The following is a 20,674-nucleotide window of genomic DNA, read 5'->3' on the forward strand; positions in this document are numbered from 1 at the left end:
ACCATTAATTACAATAATCTCGAATTAATAAAAACTGCTCGTTGTTGAGCTCTTGACAAGGGTTTTCTGCGTAATAACCACTATAAATATTGGTGATTAACCTCTTGGTGACGCGAGCCTTGCCAATTAACGTTCCAGTTAATTTTAACCGGTGAGTTTAAGGTAATGATTTTTAGTGGTAAATTAGCTTCATACCAGAGAGTGGATGAGCCAAAAAGATTAGGGCGTGTTGATCTTTCAGGGTTGTTTTTGCAGCAGTCTGTTTGGGTTTTATACAAGGCGGCACTTGTGCTGTGTAGTCATTCTCCATAAATAAGTGCCAACACAGTAGAAAATTCAAACAGACGCTGCCCTGCGGGTTCATCTAAACGCTTCCTGCTCATTGTTGCTCGCTTTTTACATAGAACGACTATGCGACAAAGCGAGCGCCGTGATCAGAAATCGTTTAGATTGAACAAAATTCAATCTCGAAAGATCAACACGCCCTAGTACCAATTAATATAGACACACGAAACTAGAAAGCACTATTGGTTGTCTAAGGTCTAGTTTAATGTGGGTTCTTGTCGTAAATAGGATGCAAGTTATGAAGATAGTTAAACAAGTGATGTTAGTCGCATTAGTAGCAGGTTTAGCGGGCTGCGCCAGTACATACAAAGCAAAGGTCAATTTTGACAAAAATGAACAAGTGAGCACGGCAGACTATAAAACTTTCGCATGGCTGAAAGAGTCGAAAATTTTAGCTGCACCGGCCGATATCAACCCTGTAATGAAAGTGCGTGTTGATGAAGCTATTGAACGAGCATTTGTCGCCAAAGGTTATACTATGGTTGAATCAGCTCAAAATGCTGACTTTACTGTTTCTTATACTGTTGGCAGTCGAGACAAAGTACGCGTTGATAGCTTCCCAACTGCTTATCGAGCTGGATGGGGCTGGGGGCGCGGCTACTATGGTGGTTATCATGGCGGTGTGGTGGTTGGCACAGACACGCATGTACGAAACTACACTGAGGGTAAATTAGCGATTGATGTATTTGACGTCAAAACGAAGCAGCCTACTTGGCATGGCTGGGCAGTAAAGCGTATGACGCGCGCTGATAATGACGATTCAATGGCAACAATCAAAACGGTTGTAGACGAAGTCGTGGCCAACTTTAATTAGCGAATACTTATAGCAATTACGAAGGCTTGATATATCCAAGCCGAGTAACATATAAAAGCGTCAACTAAGGCGCTTTTTTTATGTTACTAGAATGATTGATGAAATAGCCGATGTTGTTGAGAAAAGCGCAATAAAAGTGTCGAAAACATAAATAATTGGGTGAATTTTCCTTAAGTTTTTAGCAAAAATATGCCAGTGTATAGAACATAAGAACGATAAATAGAAGTACCAAATTCAAGTTATGGATAAGTTTATATTTAAGGATGAACCGAGAGAAAATAATGGATTAGCAACGGCAAAGGCCGATAAATATTGGCGCATCCTTATTGTTGATGATGATGAGTCGGTGCATCAAGTCACTAATCTCGTCCTTGCAGGCGCAGAAATTGAAGGGCGTAAATTACAACTTATCTCCGCTTATTCCAGTGAACAAGCACGAAAACTGCTCAAAGACGATGATAGTTTTGCCTTAGCCTTTGTTGATGTTGTAATGGAAACAGACCATGCTGGGCTTGAATTGGTGGAATGGATTCGCAATGAACTGAAAAACCAAGCAATACGCCTTATTTTACGTACAGGTCAAGCGGGTAGTGCACCAGAAGCTAAAGTTATTAAAGACTTTGATATTAACGATTACAAAGAAAAAACCGACTTTACCTCAGGTAAAATGATCACTAGCGTATATGCTGGTATTCGCGCCTACCGCGACATTATGACCATTCAACGCAGTTTGGATGGTTTTAAACAATTAATTACTGCCACTCACGACTTACTGAAAATTAACCAAATTCGCTCATTTGGCTCCGCTGCCTTGCAACATTTGCTATCGCTAATGAATGTTGAAAGTTCAGCACTTTATATTGCCCGAAATCATATCGACTTTGATCAATCGGCATCCAATATGATTATCGCGTGCACGGGTAAGTACATTAGCGAGTCTGACAGTTTGGAAAGTTCGGCAATTGATGAGCCTATTAAAGCCTTAATTAGTGAGACCTTCGCGAGGAAAACGCATTATAGTGATGATCAGTGTTTTATTGGCTATTACGAAACAGGCGAGTCGGGTAACAGTGCCGCCAGTGTGCTTTACATCGAGTTTGAACAAGATGCCGAACACTTTAAAACCAATCTTGCGGAGCTCTACGTTACAAATGTTGCACTGATTCTCGAAGGTTTAACGCAGCGCCACGAAATAGAACGAACCCAAACTGAAATGTTGTATTTGGTTGGTGAAGCAATTGAAACTCGCAACCACCATATTGGTAGCCATGCCCAACGGGTTAGCTTGCTGAGTGCTTTGTTTGCACAGAAGCTCGGCTTATCAGAGCGCTTTGTGAGTGCTATTAAAATTGCTGCACCATTACATGATATTGGTAAGGTAGCCATACCTGATCATATCTTAAACAAGCCAGATAAGCTGACTGAGGAAGAGTGGCGGGTAATGAAAACTCATGCCACGTTGGGCAGTGAAATATTGGCGCGTTCGAAAGCTAGTATTTCTCAGCTTGGCGCTCGTATTGCACACTATCAGCACGAAAACTGGGACGGCTCAGGCTACCCTGAAGGCTTGCAAGGGGAAGAAATTCCAGTTGAGGCACGTATTGCCGCAATAGCTAACGTTTTTGATACCTTAGGCAATGATCGTTGTTACAGTAAAAAGTGGCAAATGGATGAAATTAAAGATCACATTGCAGCACAACGTGGTCTTCAATTTGAACCTAGGTTGGTAGATATTCTGTTTGCTAATTTTGAAGAATTCGCTGCGATTCGTCAGCAATTTCCAGAAACAGAGTAAACCAAAGATATGTTACTAATAGTCGATAAAGCCATAGCGTAGATACGCTCAAAGCTGAGCTAAAAGAAAAGGCAATATGATCAGCTCATATTGCCTTTTTTGCATGTGCCTTTTATTGTAATGAGTTAAAGCAACAGGGATTAATCTGCATTCACCACTTTTAAATGCATGGGTGCTTCAGTCAATTCATCAATTTCAGTTTCACCGCGATGATCTTTTGCCAACCAGTGATATAAAATGGGCAGCACAATCAAGGTAAAGAAAGTACCAATCAGCATACCTGCCACCAGAATAATCCCGATGCTATTACGCGCTTCTGCACCTGCGCCAGTCACTAACACTAGTGGGAAATGACCAAGCACTGTTGCCGCTGTTGTCATTAAAATAGGGCGTAAGCGGGTGCTGGCGGCTGATTTTACTGCATTCAGTTTGTTTGCTCCTTGCAACTGCATATGGTTGGCAAACTCAACAATTAATATGCCGTTTTTGGCGATCAGACCGATCAAGGTGATTAGGCCAATCTGCGAGTAGATATTCACTGAAGTTAAGCCGACAAAGGCCAACATTAACGCACCTGAAAGTGCTAGCGGGGCACAACCCAGCAACACCACCAATGGGTCTCTAAAGCTATTAAACTGAATCGTTAAGACAAAGTACACTACCACCATGGAAATCAGCAGTACACCAACCATAGTATTGCCTTCTTTGCGCAGTTGACGAGACTCGCCCGCATAATCTACCGAGTAATTCTTTGGTACGATATTAGTAGCAATTTGTTCAATGCTCGCTAGTCCTTGCTCTTTGGTTACATGCGGTAAAATACCAGCAAAAATACGGAATGATTTTTGTTGGTTAAAGGAACCTAAAACACGCGGCGCAGTAATAGCGCGAATACTGGCAAAGCTAGCAACAGGGACAAGTGTGCCATCGGCAGTCGCGATCTGCATACCTAACACATCTTCTGGGTTAAATTTCTGCTGATTGCCAACTACCGGGATAACGCGGTACGCCTTGCCTTCGTTGTTAAAACGATTAACATAGTTATTGCTCATTAACACGCTAAGCTGATCGTTTACATCCGAGAGGTTTAAACCGAGATCTGCCACTAAGGTTTTATCAATAACTAACTCAGATTGTGGCAAATCGATTTTTAAATCGGTATCAACAAACATAAAGTTACCCGATTGATAAGCTTGACCAATAATTTGCTCGGCGTAGTTACGCATTGTGCCGTAATCGTCGTTAGTGCGGATCACCACTTCTACATCGAACTGGCCAGCCGTTGGCAACGCCGCTGGTAATACCGGCAATAAATTTAGCTCTGAAATTTGACCGAGCTGGCCATACAGTGCTGGCAAACTTTCATGCACGCTTTGCTCTCGCTGTTCAAAGCTTGCCAATTCAATACCACCAAAACCGGCATTTTTAGTGAGGATTTGCCAAACAAACTTACCACCGTCGGTTGCTTTTAAGGTATCAACCACTTGGTTCATATTGTTAGTGGTGTAACTCATTGACGCTTCTGGCGGCGCTTCCACCACCACGTTGATGCTGTTTTGATCTTCCACAGGCGCTAATTCTTTTTGCGAAAACAGGTAAAACGGCACCACTAATAAACTAAAGACAATGGCGACAAAGATGATTGGGGCTTTGAATGCAAAAATGCTGTCCAGTAGTTTTAGATACTTGGCTTGTAAGCGCTCAAAACCACCATTAACATTCTTCGTCAAGCGTCCTTCTTTACCACCTTCTGGCGATACATAGGCGCTCATCACAGGTGACAGGGTAATTGCCACTAGGCCAGAAATTAAAACGGCAACTGCTAGGGTAAAAGCGAATTCACGAAATAGATAACCAGTTAAGCCAGATAAGAAACCAATCGGCGCGTAAACCGCTGCGAGCGTAAGTGTCATGGCAATTACCGGCACTAATAATTGACGTGAGCTAATCAGTGCGGCGTTGAATCGTGATTTACCTTCCCGCATATGGCGAGCGACATTTTCTACAACGACAATAGCGTCATCAACCACTAACCCCACAGTAAGCACAATTGCCAGTATGGTCAGCAGGTTGAGGGAAAAGCCCATCAGCGACATAACGGCAATAGCACCTAAAATTGAAATAGGAATAGTGATCAGCGGTACTAGCGCGGTTCTAAATGAACCCATCATGGCGATCACAACAATACCAACCAGTAATACGGTTTCAATTAATGTTGTGAAAATCTCTTTAATGGCATCACGCATATACAAAGTACCATCGTAGCCAATGTCGATGCTCATACCATCAGGTAAAGTGGTATTTACGCGCTCTAGTTTTTGATAAAGGGCATCACCAATGGAAATTTCATTAGCTCCCGGAAGCGGCCATACTGCTAAGAAAATCGTATTTTGGTGATCTAAACGCGCGGTGACAAAGCCTTCTTCTTCACCCAATTCTACATAGGCAATATCGCGCAGGCGAATGGTAGCGCCATCCATTTCTTTGATCACTAACTGCTCGAAATCTTCAACTGTTTGCAAGGTAGTGTTGGCCAGTAAATCAATACGTTGGCGACTATTTTCACTATAACCTAAAGTGGCAATGGTATTGTTACCTTGCAGTGCTCGTTGCACGTCGTTGGCGTTAAGGTTAAAAACCGCTAGTTTGTCGGCATCTATCCAAACGCGCATGGCTGGGTTTCTGCCACCTTCAAGGGTGACTTTTTGCACGCCGGGTATATCGCTTAATACTGGCGTGATATTACGACTTAAATAGTCAGTGACTTGGCTACGAGCTTTACCTTCAGCATGCACATTAAGGTAGAAAATTGCGTATGGACTATCAGCACGGCGCACGGAAACAGCCGGATCTTCAGCACCTGCTGGTAATTCAAAGCTGATTTGGCCAAGGCGTGTGGTCAGTTCAGCCAGTGCGTCTGTCGTATCGTGATTGAGTTGCAGCCACGCAGTAACTTTACTGCTCCCAGCTAAGGTTTGCGAGTCAACATAATCAACGCCGGGCACGGTGGAAGCAACACGCTCAATTGGTTCGGTAACATAGCCTTTAACCACTTCAGCAGAAGCGCCTGTGTAGGTGGTATTAATTTCAAGCGAAGCACTTTCAATGCGCGGAAATTGCTGCACTGAGATTTTATATGCGGAGTTAAGACCAGCTAAAACAATCAGCAGTGATAGCACAATAGCGAGCGCTGGGCGGCTAACGAAAATATCCATTAGCGATGGTTTGTTTTCATGCAGAGCGCTCATTAGTTTAGCTCCACAGTGTTTCTTGGCATTTTTATGAGGGCAGCACTGAGCGAGTTGTCATCGGTCATTTCTGGATACACCAATAGACCCGGGCGTAGCTTAAACGAGCCTTCGGTGGCGACTAAGGTGCCAACCTCCAAACCAGCAAGAATCACTTGTTCATCACCTAAACGCTCACCTAAGCTAACCACTAATTTTTGTGCACGGTATGCCTTGTTATCATCTTGCACTAATTGATAGACAAACGACTCTAGTTGATTGCGAACAACGGCAGAATTTGGCACAACGACGACTTGTTGTGCTTGTGCGTTAATAGTGATTTTCACTAGCTCATTATGGCGAAAATGGGTGGCACCATCGTTGATCTCTGCGCGGTAAATCATATGGCGCGAGCTCGCTTGCATTTGAGCATTTTGGCCGACGATTTTGGCAGCAAAACGCTGAGTTTGACTGCTTTTGCCAATGGCGGTGACCACGACCGTTTCATTTAAATTTAAGCGGCGTTTTGTTTGCGGAACCTGAAAATCTACCCAAATATTGGCATCGTCACCGACGATAGTAGTAATAGCAGAATTGCTCGGTAAAAACTGGCCGACTTGGTAGGTATCTAGGCCAACCACACCGGTAAACGGCGCGAAAATTTGCTTTTTCGCGATAATACTTTGCAAGTTTTCTATGTTGGATTTGGCGATATCCATTTCTGCTTCGGCTAAATCAAATTCTTGCTGGCTCACCTTATTTTGCTTCACTAAGGTGGCCATACGGGCAAAATTACTTTTACGCAGCTTTAAGGTCGCTTTAGCAGAAGCAAGCTGTGCTTGCTCTTCACTGGTGTTCAGTGACAACAATAGGTCGCCTTGATTAACTTTATCGCCGCCAGCATAGTTCACTTGGTAAATAATACCCGGTAGTTCGTTTTGCAATTGCACGATCTGCTTAGCAACGATTTGACCATTGACTTGATAGCTTGGCACATACTCGCGCGATTGGGTGATATGGGTTTTTACTGCTGCCGATGGCTCAGGGAAAGCTTCAGCCATCGCCATTGCCGCTTGAATTTGTTGGAATTTGAAAAAGCCAAGCCCGCCTATGGTAATAACGATAATTAGCAGGGCAGTTAGCCAGGATTTAATATGCATTTTGTCTCTTCCTAAAAACTTTGTGTTCACTATCTCAGACCGAGTTTGACTAATAAGGCGCTGGCTTTATCAATGCCTTCAGGCGTCAGTGGGGTTTGCCATTCATAGCTATTCAGTAAACGAGCAACACTTTTAACAATAAGCGAGTCAGTTGGGGTGGGTTCGCGCAAGGTGTCGGTACCCTCTGAAATAAGGCGAGTTTGCGTAACACGTTGCACATATTTGTGGCCTTCCATTAGCGCCCAACAGCTTAAATTGATTTCTTCAATCATTTGCTCTGTGTTGCCATTAAGCTTTAGCTCGCCACTAAATGCTGCTTTGTGCATACATTTACTAAAAATAGCTTCGCATCGCTCGTGCTTACGTAGCATGCGCTCGGTCCATAGTGGGGAAGCGCGGCGTATAACGACTTCATTTGCAGCGAAGCCATCAAGGTCGGTATCAAATGGGTAAACTTGCACTTTTACTGGGTCGAACAAACCAATCGCGACAATTTTCTCAGGTGTTGTCAAAGGCAGTTCGAATACCTGTTCGAATAGGTTACTCCAGTGCTCAAATAGGCGAGTAGCGAGGGCAAAGATAATGTCTTCTTTACATTGTACATGCTTGTAGATTGAGCCCATTGAAAGTCCGGCAGCTTTGGAAATTGCCGACATGGTAAAATCTAAAACTGACGTTTCGGCAATACAATTTGCCGCCGCATTGAGAATTAATTCTTCTTGCTCTTGCGGGCTATATTTAGGTGCTGGCGCCATAAAATTCCTTAAATGTTAGCAAGCTATCAAATTAGCTTTGCCGTCGAAATTAATTATGTGTTGAGCTTAGTTTTAACTGCTCAAAATAAACGAGAACACCAAGCTAATCCTTAATCACACTTCTTTTGACTTGTATTCGAATAAAGTTCGAATGCGGTTATTTTAGTTGGTGTCGGTGATTTGTCAATTGAAAGAATTGCTTTTAAGCGCTCACTAATCACAAGGGAATAAATAAAAAGACAACTATTTCAATTGGTTAACTGATTAGCTATTAGTTGGAAAAAGTCTATCGCCAATTAATAGCGACAGTGACTGTCACTGACAGTAAAGAAAGTGTTTTAGCTTAAACTACAAAGTCATTAACAAAGGCAAAAGCTCAGCTTTTGGGAGGCAATTATCGCTGAGCTTGTTCGGTAGGCTAGCGGGATATTTTATAGGTAATTGGTGTTATTAAGGGTTTTAGCAATCAATTTACTTTTATGGCATGTCGTTAACAAGGCAAGCAGTGCCAATAGAAAAATCAATGAAGTTTTGGGTTCGGGTATATCTGTTGGTGGCGCAGTAAATTGCAGGGCATCAATACCAAATACGGCATTTGCATTTGATGAGGTGGTAAAGCCGGTTAAGGTAAATGAAGTTAAGGCAACGTCACTCGTTACGCCAAAGAAGGTACTGGCATTCCAAATATCGGTAACTGTTAAGGCGTCAGCTAACTCATTACCAAGGCTGTCGGTATAGTTTAAGTTGGTTGAATTGAGCTCGTTGACAAATAACCCAAAAGCAAAAACTTCGTGATCAAATTGAAACGTCACCGAGTTTTTCTCCTTTAGTGTGAGTGCACGGTCACCTTCAGAGACTAAACTGCTGTTTGTTCGATAGCGAATATAGCCAGATTCCACGTCAACCAGCTCTAAGGCATTATCGTTAAAGCCCTCAAAGGCAAGTGGTGAACTCACTGCCGACTCAAACACCTCTTGGTCGGAATAAATGATTAAGCCGGCATTAGCGCTTAAAGAAAAAAGGGTAGAGACAAATGCCAAGATACGCAAAGAAGCACGTAACACTTTACTTGGCATTAAACGGTTAAACATCGACAACATAAGTCCCTCTATTTACGAAAGCTTTAAATAAGTTACCTGAGCCACGGAATCTTTAGCTGAAGTAGCACAAGCCCCAGCAAAAGAAATAGGTCAGATAAAATTGATAACACTAGGGTAGCGTCAGATTGTGAGGAAAATATGAGTTTAATGAAGGTGTTAATAAAAAATGTTGCCGTTAGCGTTAAAAATAATTACGGAACGGAGGGCTAGTGATCGTCTTGTGCTAACTTATCAACACTGACAAAGCAGTGCTCTTCAAAGGTATCTAAGAAAAACGCAACTTCTGGTAATTCTTGCTTGTATTGCTCGAGCATGCCCAACAACCGAGTTTTAACATGACTAAACTCTTTGTTGCCATAAGAAATTTCATCATTTGCTTTGAGATATGCGGAGATCAAATCAGCGGCTTTCACTAACTTTTTATAGTCGCTGTCTACTTGCGATTGCACCAGCAGCGGCTTGAAGGTTTCGCGCAGTGGCTCAGGTAGGCTATGTAAACATTCAAGCTCTGCTAATTCTTCTAACTTTTTGAATTCTTTGGTTAAGGCTGGGTTATGGTATTTCGTGACATGATTAATGTCTTGCAGTTTGGTTTCTGAAACTTCGTGGTAGAGTGCAATTGTGGCAGCACGCTCTGGGCTGAGCGTACCGTTGAAGTACTGCTTGCGGATCACCGCCAGTAAATGGGCAATAACGGCCACTTGATGAGAATGCTCAGCGATATTTTCTTTCTTCACTGAATGCATTAGTGCCCACCTTTTGATCAGCGGCATACGTAAAATCCAAGCTAAAAAAGTACTTTTGATCATCAGTTCTCTTTTCTCCCGAATTGAAACTTGTATTGCTAGTCTTGGCGATAAGTATTGAAAAAGTGCCCCATGCGCTCAATTGCTGGCACAAGTTCATCTACATGTGGCAAAAACACTAAGCGGAAATAATTACTTTCTTCAATATTGAAAGCACGACCATGCACGAGCAAAATTTTCTCTTGCTTGAGTAAATCTAGCACCATTTTTTCATCGTCTTTGATATTGAACTTTTCCATATCTACTTTTACAAAAAGATAAAGAGCGCCCATGGCAGGTTGGCAAGACAATCCGTCAATGGCGTTGATCATCTCGTAGGCGGTATTGCGCTGTTTAAGTAAACGCCCATCACCGTTAATTAGCTCGTTAATACTTTGATAACCACCTAATGCGGTTTGAATCGCATGCTGACAAGGCACGTTTGCACACAAACGCATACTAGACAGCATATTTAAGCCTTCAATATAATCTTCAGCGAGTAGCTTAGGGCCTGAAATTACCATCCAGCCCGCGCGAAATCCGGCAATACGATAGTTTTTTGAAAGGCCGCCCATGGTCATAATCAGCACATCTTCCGCTAAACGAGCTGTCGGTGTGTGAACTGCACCATCGTACAGAATTTTATCGTAAATCTCGTCACTAAAAACAATCAAACCATGTTTGCGCGCCAGCGCTAAAATGCCTTGCAAGATCTCTTCTGAATACACTGCGCCCGTTGGATTATTCGGGTTGATTAAGACAATGGCACGCGTTTTTTTGGTAATTTTGCTTTCCATATCTTCAAGATTGGGAAACCAATGGTTTTCTTCATCACATTTGTAATGCACGGCTTTACCGCCAGATAGCGATACCGCTGCTGTCCAAAGCGGGTAGTCAGGCGCTGGGATCAACACTTGATCGCCATCTTCTAACAATGCTTGCATTGCCATCACAATAAGTTCGCTAACGCCATTGCCGATAAATATATCGTCTACGTTAACGCCTAAAATGCCTTGTTGCTGGAAGTACTGCATTACGGCAACGCGCGCAGAATAAATACCTTTTGAGTCGCTGTACCCTTGCGCGGTTGGAAGGTTGTGAATGACATCTTTTAAGATGTCGTCTGGTGCTTCAAAGCCAAACGGGGCAGGGTTACCAATGTTGAGTTTGAGAATTTTATAACCTTCATCTTCTAGACGCTTGGCTTCGGCGGCGATTTGTCCTCTGATCTCATAACTGACATTGTTGAGCTTTGAGGATTTAGTCACTGTTTTCATGATTACTGCCACCGAATAATTAATGTTGTTAGAAAATTGGGTAAGGCAGTTAATGTAACAGTATTTGTGGTTTTTGAAACAGTTACTTGCAACTTTTTTATCGCTTTTTAACAGGGTTTCAATCACATTGTGTATAAGCGCTCAGCGACTTGATAAATCAGGTGTGGGCTTGGCTATACTCAAGCCAAAGGTCAGTCATTAATTTAACGAATGAGTGTTTAACAAAAGCAAGTTTAGACAATAATGGGTGATACTGTTTTTACTTATTTTTGTTAGCGGTATCAGTGGAGGTGTTATGCCAATTCCTTTTTTCTGGTTAGGTGCGGCGGCAGTGTCCGCTTTAGCGGTAAAAGAGCTAGTGAGCGACGATAGGAAAAAGCAGCAGCTAAAGCGCAGGCAGTCTCCTAGTGCTAAACGACTTGATGAATACAATGAGCGCGGCGAAAAGTCTTCTGCAGTTGCAATCTACCCATCTGAGCTATTTAATACTGACCAAGTTGCTAAGCCTGCGATTGGTGCAATAGTGTGTTGCGGTATAGGCGGGGTGTTAGACCATACCGGTATCTGGGTCGGCGATGATACTATTATCGAACTCGGCGGAAATGGTTTAATTAAACCTGTCTCACCTGCGCGGTTTACGCAGGAGCGCTCTGGTAAAAGAGTTTTTATTGCGTGCGATTCTACTGCAATGCCGCTCGTTAGCGAGCTTGCGGCGCAGCGAGCAATTGAACAAATTTACCAATACCGCGACTATCATCTAATCGAAAATAATTGCCATCAATTTATTTGGCAGTGTATTGAGCCTAATAGTGAGCCACTAACCACGTTTAGAGAACTCAACAAGCGGCTCGCTAAGCGCCACAATAAGCAAGTGTATTGGGATTTATGCTTGCTTTGATAAACAGCTTGGCCAACTGCTAAGTCTTACCAACTGCTTTTTTTTTAACTAACACCAATGATTTTTCGTAACTAATAACGACAATACCGCTGTACTCCAAGCCCAACAACCGCTATAAATTTAGCATTAAAAAATTTTGTAAATCGGTTATTCCCTTCTTGAAGCAACTCGTAAAATTTATTCTCTTGCTACCTTTACTATTGCTAGTCGGCATCTTTTCCTTGGCGCTGCTGTTAGTTGATAGCGAACCTTTGATTTACCAGCAACACCAAATTTCTGCTAGCCATGCTGATAACAGTAAGCGCCTTGCTAAGCGCATAGCTGATACCTGGCGTAATGGCGAGCAACAAACCAAGCTGGTATTAACGCAAGCCGAAATAAATGGCCTAACAGCGCTTTTTCACCGCGCGGTACCAAATTCAGCGCTTAATATTACATTGTCTGAACACGGCGCAGTGCTGCTTGGTTCCGTTGGTTTACCTAAGCCGCTAAATCAACAGTTTGTTAATGTTAGTGCGACGTTGTTGCCATCGGAAACAGGGCTTGAGCTGGCAGGAGTTCAGTTTGGTGGGTTGTCGCTAAGTGGTACTAACACCATTCGTTTAATGCGCTGGCTAGTTGATTATTATGTTGGTGAGGGAGCTACAGATAAGCTCCTAAACACCGTTACACAAGTTGCCATATCACCCAATCAGTTGGTGGTTGGTTTAAATGTTGATAAAGAAGTGCTTGCGCTGCGTCAAGATGCATCTTTACTTGCCAAGGTGCGCGATGAGCTAGCGCTATTTGGCGATAAAGCAATGATCACCATGTACTATCAAGAGCTATTGACATTCGCCAATCATCAACCCATTAATGGCAAAGTTCATCATTATATCAATCATATTTTTAACTATGCCAACGAGCAAAATCAGCTAGCGTTGCCGACATCATATATTGAGCAAAACAAAGCGCTTTTAGTGGCATTGGTGCTGTATTTCGGTGATGACCGAATGGCCTTGCTAGTAGGTGATATTGCTCAGCTTGATTGGCGACAACGGGTTAGGCAGGCGCGCCATCGCCAAGTGATTACCTTAGCGGGTCGGGGTGATTTACAGCAGCACTTTATTTATTCGATAGCACTGCAATTATTAAGCAATGACCAGGCAAGCGACGCGCTGGGCGAGTTCAAAGAGTTTTTGGATATCAACCAAGGGGGTAGTGGTTTTAGCTTTGCCGATCTAATGGCTGACCGAGCAGGTACACGCTTAGCAATGATGGCAACTTACTCAGAGGCACAAGCTCAACAGTTACAGACTGTTTTAGCTAAGGTCGGCGATCAAGAGCTGTTACCAACCATTCAAGGCTTAGCTGAAGGGATGGACGAACAACGTTTTAGCAAAGATTACCAAGGAGTAAGCTCTAGTAACTATCAGCAAATGCTGACACATATCGATAGCCGACTAAAAACCTTAAGCCTATACCAGCATCACTGGCGTTAAAGGTTGCTAATATAAAGAAAAATTGAAGGCATTAAAAAGCCAGCATTATGCCTTATAAAAAAAGTAAGGCTTATGCTGGCTTTGTTTGCCCAGCGTATTTGCTTCGCTAGTTTGTATTAGTCAGAAATTCTAACTATGCAAACTCACTATTCAAGCGAACTACTCAAGCTCACTATGCAAAGTCACTACGCAAAATAGGACATCACATCTGCAATCGCAACCATCGTTTTTTCACCAGTGATACGGTTTTTCACTTCGATTTCTTGATTGTCTAAGTTGCGCTCACCAATAACCAGTAATAATGGTGTTCCCATCAGCTCATGATCGGCAAACATAACACCTGGGCGCTCTTTGCGATCATCAAATAGCACTTCGATACCAGCTTGTTGCAATTGGCTGTAAAGCTGCTCAGCAGTTTCTTGTACGCGTGCTGATTTGTGCATATTCATCGGAACGATTGCCGCTTGGAAAGGCGCAATCGCTGCAGGCCATTTAATACCGTATTTGTCGTGGTTTTGCTCAATAGCAGCCGCAACAATACGAGAAACACCAATACCGTAACAACCCATGGTTAATGTTTCGTGCTTGCCATTTTCTGTTAGTACGCCACAGTTCATGGCATCAGCATACTTCTTACCAAGTTGGAAGATATGACCGACTTCAATACCACGCTTGATCACTATGTTACCTTGGCCACATGGGCTAGGGTCGCCTTCAACCACGTTGCGAATATCTTCAACTGTGTAGTTGGTTGCGTCGCGATCCCAGTTAGCGCCAGTGAAGTGGTAACCATCTTCGTTTGCACCACAAACAAAGTCAGCTAGGTGAGTAGCACTGTGATCAACAATCACAGGAATATCAAGGTTAACTGGGCCAATTGAACCAGCATTGCAACCTGCTGCCGCTAAAATTTGCTCGTCTGTAGCAAACGTTAATGGCGCAGCAATTTGCGGTAAGTTTTCTGCTTTAACTTCGTTAAGCTCGTGATCACCACGCAAGACTAATGCGATAACAGGTGCTTGTTCGCCTTCTTCTGCCGCGCCAAGTACCAATAAGGTTTTCACCGTTGACGTTGCTGGAACCTTTAAGAATTCCGCTACTGCTGCAATAGTTTTTGCATCAGGTGTTTCTACCTTAGTTAATTCTGCGTTTGCTGCTGGGCGCTCGCCCGCAGGCGCTAATGCTTCTGCTTTTTCAATATTGGCCGCAAAATCACTAGCATCACTGAACGCGATATCGTCTTCACCGCTATCGGCAAGTACGTGGAACTCGTGTGAACCTTCACCACCAATTGAACCGTTATCAGCAATTACTGGGCGGAATTCTAAGCCTAAACGCTCAAAAATGCGGCAGTATGCATCAAACATTACTTGGTAGGTTGCTTTTAAACACTCATCTGTAGTGTGGAATGAGTAAGCGTCTTTCATTAAGAATTCGCGGCCACGCATAACACCGAAGCGAGGGCGAATTTCGTCTCGGAACTTAGTTTGAATTTGGAACAAGTTCAGTGGTAATTGTTTGTACGAAGCAATCTCGTTGCTAATCAGCTTAGTGATCACTTCTTCGTGCGTTGGGCCTAATACGAATGGACGCTGATGACGGTCGTTCAGACGCAGTAGCTCTGGGCCATAGTCGTCCCAACGGCCAGATTCTTCCCATAGATCCGCTGGCTGTACCATCGGCATTAAGGTTTCAATAGCGCCAGCACGTTCCATTTCTTCACGGACGATATTTTCGACTTTGCGCAATACCTTTAAACCTGTCGGCAGCCAAGTGTATAAGCCAGAAGCAACGTTTCTGACTAAACCCGCTCGTAACATTAATTGATGACTGACCACCTCAGCGCTGGCTGGGGTTTCTTTTAGTGTAGAAACTAAATATTGACTGGTACGCATTGAAAATTTTTCCGAAAAGCGAGGGTAAAAAAAGTGGCGTTATTCTAGCAGGGCAAACAAGGAAAAAAAATGCCGATAATCAGATTTATCGGCATTTCTGTGATTTATGCTAACGCAGGCTAAAGCTTGGGCAAGTGATTGTTGTGGCTATTGTTTAACCTGCAATGTTTAAGCCGTTGTTGCCTGGCCTTTACAATACCTAGATAAACATTATTTACTTAGGTTTGCCTGCACAATCACCTTATCGGTAACTTCCTGGCCTTTAAGCATGCCGCCAACCGTTAGCAATTGACCTTGATGTTTCACTAGCATGCGATGGTCCATGGTCGCGGTTTTCGTATTGCTAAGCTGCCATTGTTTATCGCTAAACTTAAACTGCCAAACTTTGCTATCTGGCTCACTTGGTACGCCGTTATAGCCAATACCTGAATAATTGTAAGGATTGTCGCTTCCACCGACAAAATACGCCGAATTCGTAGCATCGTCACCAATGGCAGCCATACGATAGCGAGCAGTTCCTGTTGGGTGCTCAACTTTACGCCAGTCAATTTTATAAGGGGATTTGTCACCGATTTTGCCTAGATAACACGCTGGTTCGGCAGCGTATGAGCGGCGTTTTTCTAGGTGGACATCAACTCGCACGCCATCACAAACAATCATCTGATTGTTGGCAATTGCACCTGCTTGACCAAATACCGGGCGGCCAGGATACGGGCTCGCTTGTTGCCATGTGTCGTTTTTAACATCATAAACTTGTACTAAATTAACATTGCCATCGTTATGCCAACCACTGACTAAATAGATGTAACGATCTTGATAGGGCAGTGCGACGCTATCATCAACAGGTACTGGCATGGGGGCTAATTGACGATAGGATTTACTTAGTGGGTTAAATGAATAAACATCCGGCACCGACACTTCACTGTGATCTTTTGCCACCGTATAACCACCGAACACGTAAGCTTTACCGTTAATACTGGTCGCGACCGATGCTAACCGACCAACTAAGCCATTCACCGGCGTTTCAATTGGCACAGGCTTAATGGTTTGCCAGTTGTTATCGCCAACTTTAAGCATAAAGGCTTTATTGGTGACCGCTTGATAGTCTTTACCAGAGGTTAGCCCATTAAACGAGAGAAAATAGTCATGGCCTTTAGCGGTTATTTTAGTTACGGCATTATTGGCAATAGGCTCTGGCAGGCTGGGTAAATTTGCAGCACTAGCAGTAAACGATAAACTCCCTAAGGCAAGTGCTAAGGCAGAAAAAATACCCGAGCTGCAATTAGGGTGAAAAGTTAATGAAGTAGAAATCGGTAAGCCGCTTTGAATAGTTGAGTTTTGACTAGTTGATTTTCGAATAGTTGATTTTCGAATAGTTGAGTTTTGTTTAATCACGGTATCGTTTTATCTTTATTCTTTTCCGTAATTTAAGTTAAGTTTTAGTGAAAGTTAAACTGACTTAAATCGGCTAGCGTTTAACGCTACATTAATAATTATCTGCACCTTACCATTTTTCCCTTGAAAATGCTTATCTTGACAACTTGTATGACTTGTTTTCAGAGACTAGTCATTGCACCAGAACTATTGTCAGCCACTTTTAATATTGCTAACGTACTCAAACTACTAGCAAAAGTGATAGCCATTTCGACAAGCCCCAAAAATATGGTAACAAATGTAGGGTATGTAAAGCGATGCATCATGGAAGTGTTAAATGCAAACTGAAAATCAAATAGGCTATCAATACGGATGCCAATGCGGGTGCCAATGTGGTGAGGTTAGCTATCAGGTAACTGGTAAACCTTTGCTGAGGGCAATTTGCCATTGCACAATTTGCCAAGCGGCGAATAAAGCCGCTTATTCCGATATTTTGCTTTTTCGCGTGCATGATGTGACGCAACCAGCAGAAGGGACAGTGGATTACCGCTCAGTGAAATTCCCTCCTATTTTGCAGCGTGGCTACTGTCATGCGTGTCAGCAGTTATCGATTGAGTACTTGCAGCTTTTTCCCATTCCTAAAACGATTTTTGTGCCAACGAGGCGTATTGCTGATCAAAGCATAGTGCCAGCGCCATCTTTGCATATTTTTTATGATAAACGCGTCGCGGATATTGATGACGCATTACCTAAATACCAAGGATATCTGGCTAGTCAGCTAGCGTTTGCAAAACATCTGATTCCCGCACTCTGGCGCGGACAATAGTGACCGAGATAAGGCGGCGCAGATAAGAGCGAAATAAAAGCCTATGCTAATGGGCGAATCTTCATAAGCCAAATTAAAGCGACAAAATTTAACGCTATTAATTCAAACAGAGAAATTTTCAATGAGCTACGACAATAACAATATTTTTGCCAAAATTCTTCGTGATGAAGCGCCGTGCATCACGGTGTATGAAGACGATAAAACACTGGCATTTATGGATATTATGCCGCAAATGCCCGGCCATACCTTGGTCATTCCCAAAGAAGCTGCAATGACAGTGCATGAATTATCGGATGAAGCATCACTAGCCTGCATGAAAACCGTGCAAAAGGTAGGCAAGGCGGTAGAGCAAGCAATGGGCGTAACTGGCTTTACCTTGTTCCAATTAAATGGCGCGGAAGTAGGGCAAACGGTGCCACATTTCCACTTTCATATTTTACCGGGCTCAATTTTAAATGCGACCGGGATTAAAGGACATGCGGTAGAGATGGGCGATCAGCAAGAGCTAACTACAATTGCTGATAAAATTAAACGTTTTTTAGCGTAGCTAGCGTCGAAATCGCCCAAATTTTATCTACCGTAATTATTCAAAAGCATGACTATTTTTAATCGGTACAGAGCATGATTGTTATTTATGGCATTAAAGAGCGTTTGAATCCAATCAAAGCTGAGCTTTCAGACATTGTGCATCAATGTATGCAAAGTGTGCTGGGTATGCCGGAAGATAAACGCGCACAACGTTTTATTCCATTAGCAAAAGAAGATTATTACTATCCTGCTGGCCGCAGCGATGCTTACACTGTTATTGAGATTAATATGATGTCGGGTCGACAGCCAGAGACACAAAAACGATTAATCAAGACGCTGTTTCACCTGTTGGAAACTAAGCTAAATATTGCGCCAATCGATATTGAAATTACCATCAAAGAACAAGCGCCTTACCAATGGGGCTTTCGCGGTATGACAGGTGATGAAGTGCAAGATCTTTCCTACAAAGTACAAGTGTAATAAAAAGAATTTAAGGTTTTAGGAGAAGTTATTTGTGAAGCTTACTATCAACATTGTCGATGCCTTTGCCGAGCAACAGTTTGGCGGTAATTCAGCGGCAGTGATCATTACTGATAGCTGGTTGTCAGAAGAACTAATGCAGTCGATTGCCGCGGAAAACAATCTCTCAGAAACTGCCTTTTTAGTGCCAGAATGCAAAAATTCGGGTAAGCACAATCATTATGCCATTCGTTGGTTTTCACCACTGATGGAAATCGACTTTTGCGGTCATGCCACCTTAGCATCCGCTTGGGTGATCTTCTCCAAAAATCCAGAATTTACCGAATGTTCAATTTCTGCGCCTGCAGTTGGTGCTATGGTGATTAGGCAAGGTGCAGACGGTTATATTGATATGGACTTTCCAAACCGCATGCCAACGCCTGTTAGTGAAGTACCTGATGCATTGCTTAATGGCCTATCGCTCGCGCCTGAGAAAGTATTAAAGAATCAACAAGCTTATATCGCAGTTTATAAGACGGAAGCAGAGGTTAAAGCGGTTAGCCAATACAGCCCGTTGATTAAACAACTCGCGCCATACGATGTGGTGGTAACGGCGCCCAGTGCCGATAACCTAGCTGACTACGATTTTGTCTCACGATATTTTTGGCCAGCCAATGGCGGTGACGAAGACCCAGTGACTGGCTCAATTCATACGGCATTGGCACCGTTTTGGGCGGAACAGCTGGGTAAAACTGAGCTTATTGCTTATCAAGCGTCGAAACGGGGCGGCATATTAAAATGCCGACTAGAGACGAATAAGTTAACAGGTGAGCGAGTCATTATCTCAGGTAAAGTCGTACCTTATCTTGAGGGGACAATTACTGTTTATTAACCGCTTCAAGCTTAGGGGTGCTATCCTATTGGTGTTGTTACGGGCTTTCCAATTTGCTCGGCAAGAAAATCAATCAGCAACCTGACTTTAGGTGATAAATTTCGATTTTTGGGATACAGCGCCCAGATGCCTTCTTTGTCGTCACGATACTGATGCAGCACTTCAATTAATTCACCAGATTGTAATGCGTCTTTTATGTAGTAATCTGGCAGTTGCACTAACCCAAGTCCTTGCTTAGCCGCATCAAGTAGTGCGTTGCCACTGTTACATTTTAGTCTGCCAGCAACGCGAATTGATTTTTCCCTAGCGTTTTCCTGAAAGCGCCAATGCTCAACGGAGCCAACCAAACACTGGTGATGTGCCAGTTCAGATAAACTATGGGGTTCACCATGGCGCTCAAGGTATTTTTTACTGGCACAAACATAAAGCTGGCGAGAGGCGAGGCGTTTGGCAATCATAGTGGAATCAGTTAGCCGACCCAAACGCACTGCTAAATCTATCCCCGCTTCCAGCAAATCTAATCGTTGATTGGTTAAGTTAAGATCAATATTAACTTGCGGATAACGGGCTAAAAACTGGTTAAGCAATGGTGCTAAGTGTTGCTCACCATAAGTGACAGGAGCGGTCACTTTAACTAAGCCTTTTGGGGAGGTTTGCATTTGCGTGACGGCTAGCTCTGCCATTTCTAGCCCTTCCACTAAGTGTTTACATTGCTGAAAATAAACTTGCCCAGCTTCACTTAGTGTGACTTTTCGCGTGGTTCTGTGTAGCAATTTTACTGCTAATCGCTCTTCTAACGCCGATACTCGTCGACTAACCTGTGCGACTGAGGTTGAGAGTTTATTGGCTGCCAAGGTAAAGCTAGCTGTTTCTGCCACGGCAACATACTCACTTACTCCTTCCCAATTTGCCATATCAATGATTTCGCCTAGCGTTTATTTAGCAAAAGCTTAACTGATTATTACAAATGCGTAAAAATAAATTGTGAAATAGGTGGATTATTAATAAATAAGAAATAGCTATACTATGCAATATAGACTGAGCTTTAGTTAGCAAAGCACGT

At 43.1% G+C, this 20,674-nt stretch carries 17 protein-coding genes; 8 read left to right on the forward strand and 9 right to left on the reverse strand.

Features of this window, described 5'->3' with window-relative positions; translation table 11 throughout:
- Positions 1 to 583 precede the first annotated feature (583 nt).
- A complete protein-coding gene (locus DXX94_RS00220; RefSeq protein ID WP_116013097.1) occupies positions 584 to 1,159 on the forward strand; it encodes a DUF4136 domain-containing protein in 576 nt (191 codons plus the stop codon).
- A gap of 241 nt (positions 1,160 to 1,400) precedes the next feature.
- Entirely contained in the window at positions 1,401 to 2,954 is a 1,554-nt protein-coding gene (locus DXX94_RS00225; RefSeq protein ID WP_116013099.1) for an HD domain-containing phosphohydrolase, read from the forward strand.
- A 140-nt stretch (positions 2,955 to 3,094) separates the two neighbouring features.
- On the opposite strand, the gene DXX94_RS00230 is transcribed toward DXX94_RS00225, so the two are convergent.
- The 6 genes from DXX94_RS00230 to DXX94_RS00255 form a co-directional block, all read right to left on the reverse strand.
- Positions 3,095 to 6,202: an efflux RND transporter permease subunit gene (locus tag DXX94_RS00230; RefSeq protein WP_116013100.1), complete on the reverse strand. Its 3,108-nt coding sequence runs from the start codon at positions 6,200 to 6,202 to the stop codon at positions 3,095 to 3,097.
- Positions 6,202 to 7,341, reverse strand: coding sequence for an efflux RND transporter periplasmic adaptor subunit (locus tag DXX94_RS00235; RefSeq protein WP_116013102.1), 1,140 nt, complete (start codon positions 7,339 to 7,341; stop codon positions 6,202 to 6,204). Before DXX94_RS00235 ends, DXX94_RS00230 begins: the two co-directional genes overlap by 1 nt.
- Before the next feature lie 29 nt (positions 7,342 to 7,370).
- On the reverse strand, positions 7,371 to 8,096 hold the full coding sequence (locus DXX94_RS00240) for a TetR/AcrR family transcriptional regulator (protein WP_116013103.1): 726 nt from the start codon (positions 8,094 to 8,096) through the stop codon (positions 7,371 to 7,373).
- Positions 8,097 to 8,527: 431 nt separating this feature from the next.
- Positions 8,528 to 9,196 carry a hypothetical protein gene (locus DXX94_RS00245; RefSeq protein WP_116013105.1) on the reverse strand — a complete coding sequence of 223 codons (669 nt, stop codon included), beginning with the start codon at positions 9,194 to 9,196 and terminating at the stop codon, positions 8,528 to 8,530.
- Between the two features lie 206 nt (positions 9,197 to 9,402).
- Positions 9,403 to 10,005: a 5'-deoxynucleotidase gene (gene yfbR, locus DXX94_RS00250; RefSeq protein ID WP_116013106.1), complete on the reverse strand. Its 603-nt coding sequence runs from the start codon at positions 10,003 to 10,005 to the stop codon at positions 9,403 to 9,405.
- Between the two features lie 35 nt (positions 10,006 to 10,040).
- Positions 10,041 to 11,258, reverse strand: a complete 1,218-nt coding sequence (locus DXX94_RS00255; protein ID WP_116018185.1) for a pyridoxal phosphate-dependent aminotransferase — start codon at positions 11,256 to 11,258, stop codon at positions 10,041 to 10,043.
- A 295-nt stretch (positions 11,259 to 11,553) separates the two neighbouring features.
- Here DXX94_RS00255 and DXX94_RS00260 point away from each other — a divergent pair, with 295 nt between their 5' ends.
- Positions 11,554 to 12,156 (forward strand): hypothetical protein, encoded by a 603-nt coding sequence (locus tag DXX94_RS00260; RefSeq protein ID WP_147302224.1) that lies wholly within the window; start codon positions 11,554 to 11,556, stop codon positions 12,154 to 12,156.
- A 158-nt stretch (positions 12,157 to 12,314) separates the two neighbouring features.
- Positions 12,315 to 13,637, forward strand: a complete 1,323-nt coding sequence (locus tag DXX94_RS00265) for a hypothetical protein (RefSeq protein WP_116013110.1) — start codon at positions 12,315 to 12,317, stop codon at positions 13,635 to 13,637.
- Positions 13,638 to 13,822: 185 nt separating this feature from the next.
- Here the strand turns inward: DXX94_RS00265 and DXX94_RS00270 are convergent, their stop codons facing one another.
- Together DXX94_RS00270 and DXX94_RS00275 are read right to left on the reverse strand one after the other, a co-directional pair.
- Complete coding sequence (locus tag DXX94_RS00270) at positions 13,823 to 15,532, reverse strand: proline--tRNA ligase (protein ID WP_116013111.1); 1,710 nt, start codon at positions 15,530 to 15,532, stop codon at positions 13,823 to 13,825.
- 210 nt (positions 15,533 to 15,742) lie between these two features.
- Positions 15,743 to 16,801, reverse strand: a complete 1,059-nt coding sequence (locus DXX94_RS00275; RefSeq protein ID WP_374188842.1) for a Kelch repeat-containing protein — start codon at positions 16,799 to 16,801, stop codon at positions 15,743 to 15,745.
- Between the two features lie 442 nt (positions 16,802 to 17,243).
- Between DXX94_RS00275 and DXX94_RS00280 the strand changes: the two genes are divergently transcribed.
- From DXX94_RS00280 to DXX94_RS00295, 4 genes are all read left to right on the forward strand, one after another.
- Positions 17,244 to 17,732 (forward strand): GFA family protein, encoded by a 489-nt coding sequence (locus DXX94_RS00280; RefSeq protein WP_116013113.1) that lies wholly within the window; start codon positions 17,244 to 17,246, stop codon positions 17,730 to 17,732.
- Between the two features lie 121 nt (positions 17,733 to 17,853).
- The gene (locus tag DXX94_RS00285) at positions 17,854 to 18,279 is read left to right on the forward strand and encodes an HIT family protein (RefSeq protein WP_116013114.1); all 426 of its coding nucleotides are present in this window, start codon (positions 17,854 to 17,856) and stop codon (positions 18,277 to 18,279) included.
- A gap of 74 nt (positions 18,280 to 18,353) precedes the next feature.
- Positions 18,354 to 18,740 (forward strand): tautomerase family protein, encoded by a 387-nt coding sequence (locus DXX94_RS00290; RefSeq protein ID WP_116013116.1) that lies wholly within the window; start codon positions 18,354 to 18,356, stop codon positions 18,738 to 18,740.
- A 34-nt stretch (positions 18,741 to 18,774) separates the two neighbouring features.
- Positions 18,775 to 19,611 (forward strand): PhzF family phenazine biosynthesis protein, encoded by an 837-nt coding sequence (locus tag DXX94_RS00295; protein ID WP_116013117.1) that lies wholly within the window; start codon positions 18,775 to 18,777, stop codon positions 19,609 to 19,611.
- Positions 19,612 to 19,631: 20 nt separating this feature from the next.
- Here DXX94_RS00295 and DXX94_RS00300 read toward each other — a convergent pair whose 3' ends face one another.
- A complete protein-coding gene (locus DXX94_RS00300; protein ID WP_116013119.1) occupies positions 19,632 to 20,525 on the reverse strand; it encodes a LysR family transcriptional regulator in 894 nt (297 codons plus the stop codon).
- Positions 20,526 to 20,674: the final 149 nt, after the last annotated feature.

The sequence above is a fragment of the Thalassotalea euphylliae genome, assembly GCF_003390375.1.
Classification (GTDB): Bacteria; Pseudomonadota; Gammaproteobacteria; order Enterobacterales; family Alteromonadaceae; genus Thalassotalea_F; species Thalassotalea_F euphylliae_A.

Coding starts and splice junctions, on each gene's coding strand:
- DXX94_RS00220 (WP_116013097.1), top strand. CDS start 584: ATGAAGATAGTTAAACAAGTGATGTTAGTCGCATTAGTAGCAGGTTTA.
- DXX94_RS00225 (WP_116013099.1), top strand. CDS start 1,401: ATGGATAAGTTTATATTTAAGGATGAACCGAGAGAAAATAATGGATTA.
- DXX94_RS00230 (WP_116013100.1), bottom strand. CDS start 6,202: ATGAGCGCTCTGCATGAAAACAAACCATCGCTAATGGATATTTTCGTT.
- DXX94_RS00235 (WP_116013102.1), bottom strand. CDS start 7,341: ATGCATATTAAATCCTGGCTAACTGCCCTGCTAATTATCGTTATTACC.
- DXX94_RS00240 (WP_116013103.1), bottom strand. CDS start 8,096: ATGGCGCCAGCACCTAAATATAGCCCGCAAGAGCAAGAAGAATTAATT.
- DXX94_RS00245 (WP_116013105.1), bottom strand. CDS start 9,196: ATGTTGTCGATGTTTAACCGTTTAATGCCAAGTAAAGTGTTACGTGCT.
- yfbR (WP_116013106.1), bottom strand. CDS start 10,005: ATGATCAAAAGTACTTTTTTAGCTTGGATTTTACGTATGCCGCTGATC.
- DXX94_RS00255 (WP_116018185.1), bottom strand. CDS start 11,258: ATGAAAACAGTGACTAAATCCTCAAAGCTCAACAATGTCAGTTATGAG.
- DXX94_RS00260 (WP_147302224.1), top strand. CDS start 11,554: ATGCCAATTCCTTTTTTCTGGTTAGGTGCGGCGGCAGTGTCCGCTTTA.
- DXX94_RS00270 (WP_116013111.1), bottom strand. CDS start 15,532: ATGCGTACCAGTCAATATTTAGTTTCTACACTAAAAGAAACCCCAGCC.
- DXX94_RS00280 (WP_116013113.1), top strand. CDS start 17,244: ATGCAAACTGAAAATCAAATAGGCTATCAATACGGATGCCAATGCGGG.
- DXX94_RS00285 (WP_116013114.1), top strand. CDS start 17,854: ATGAGCTACGACAATAACAATATTTTTGCCAAAATTCTTCGTGATGAA.
- DXX94_RS00290 (WP_116013116.1), top strand. CDS start 18,354: ATGATTGTTATTTATGGCATTAAAGAGCGTTTGAATCCAATCAAAGCT.
- DXX94_RS00300 (WP_116013119.1), bottom strand. CDS start 20,525: ATGGCAAATTGGGAAGGAGTAAGTGAGTATGTTGCCGTGGCAGAAACA.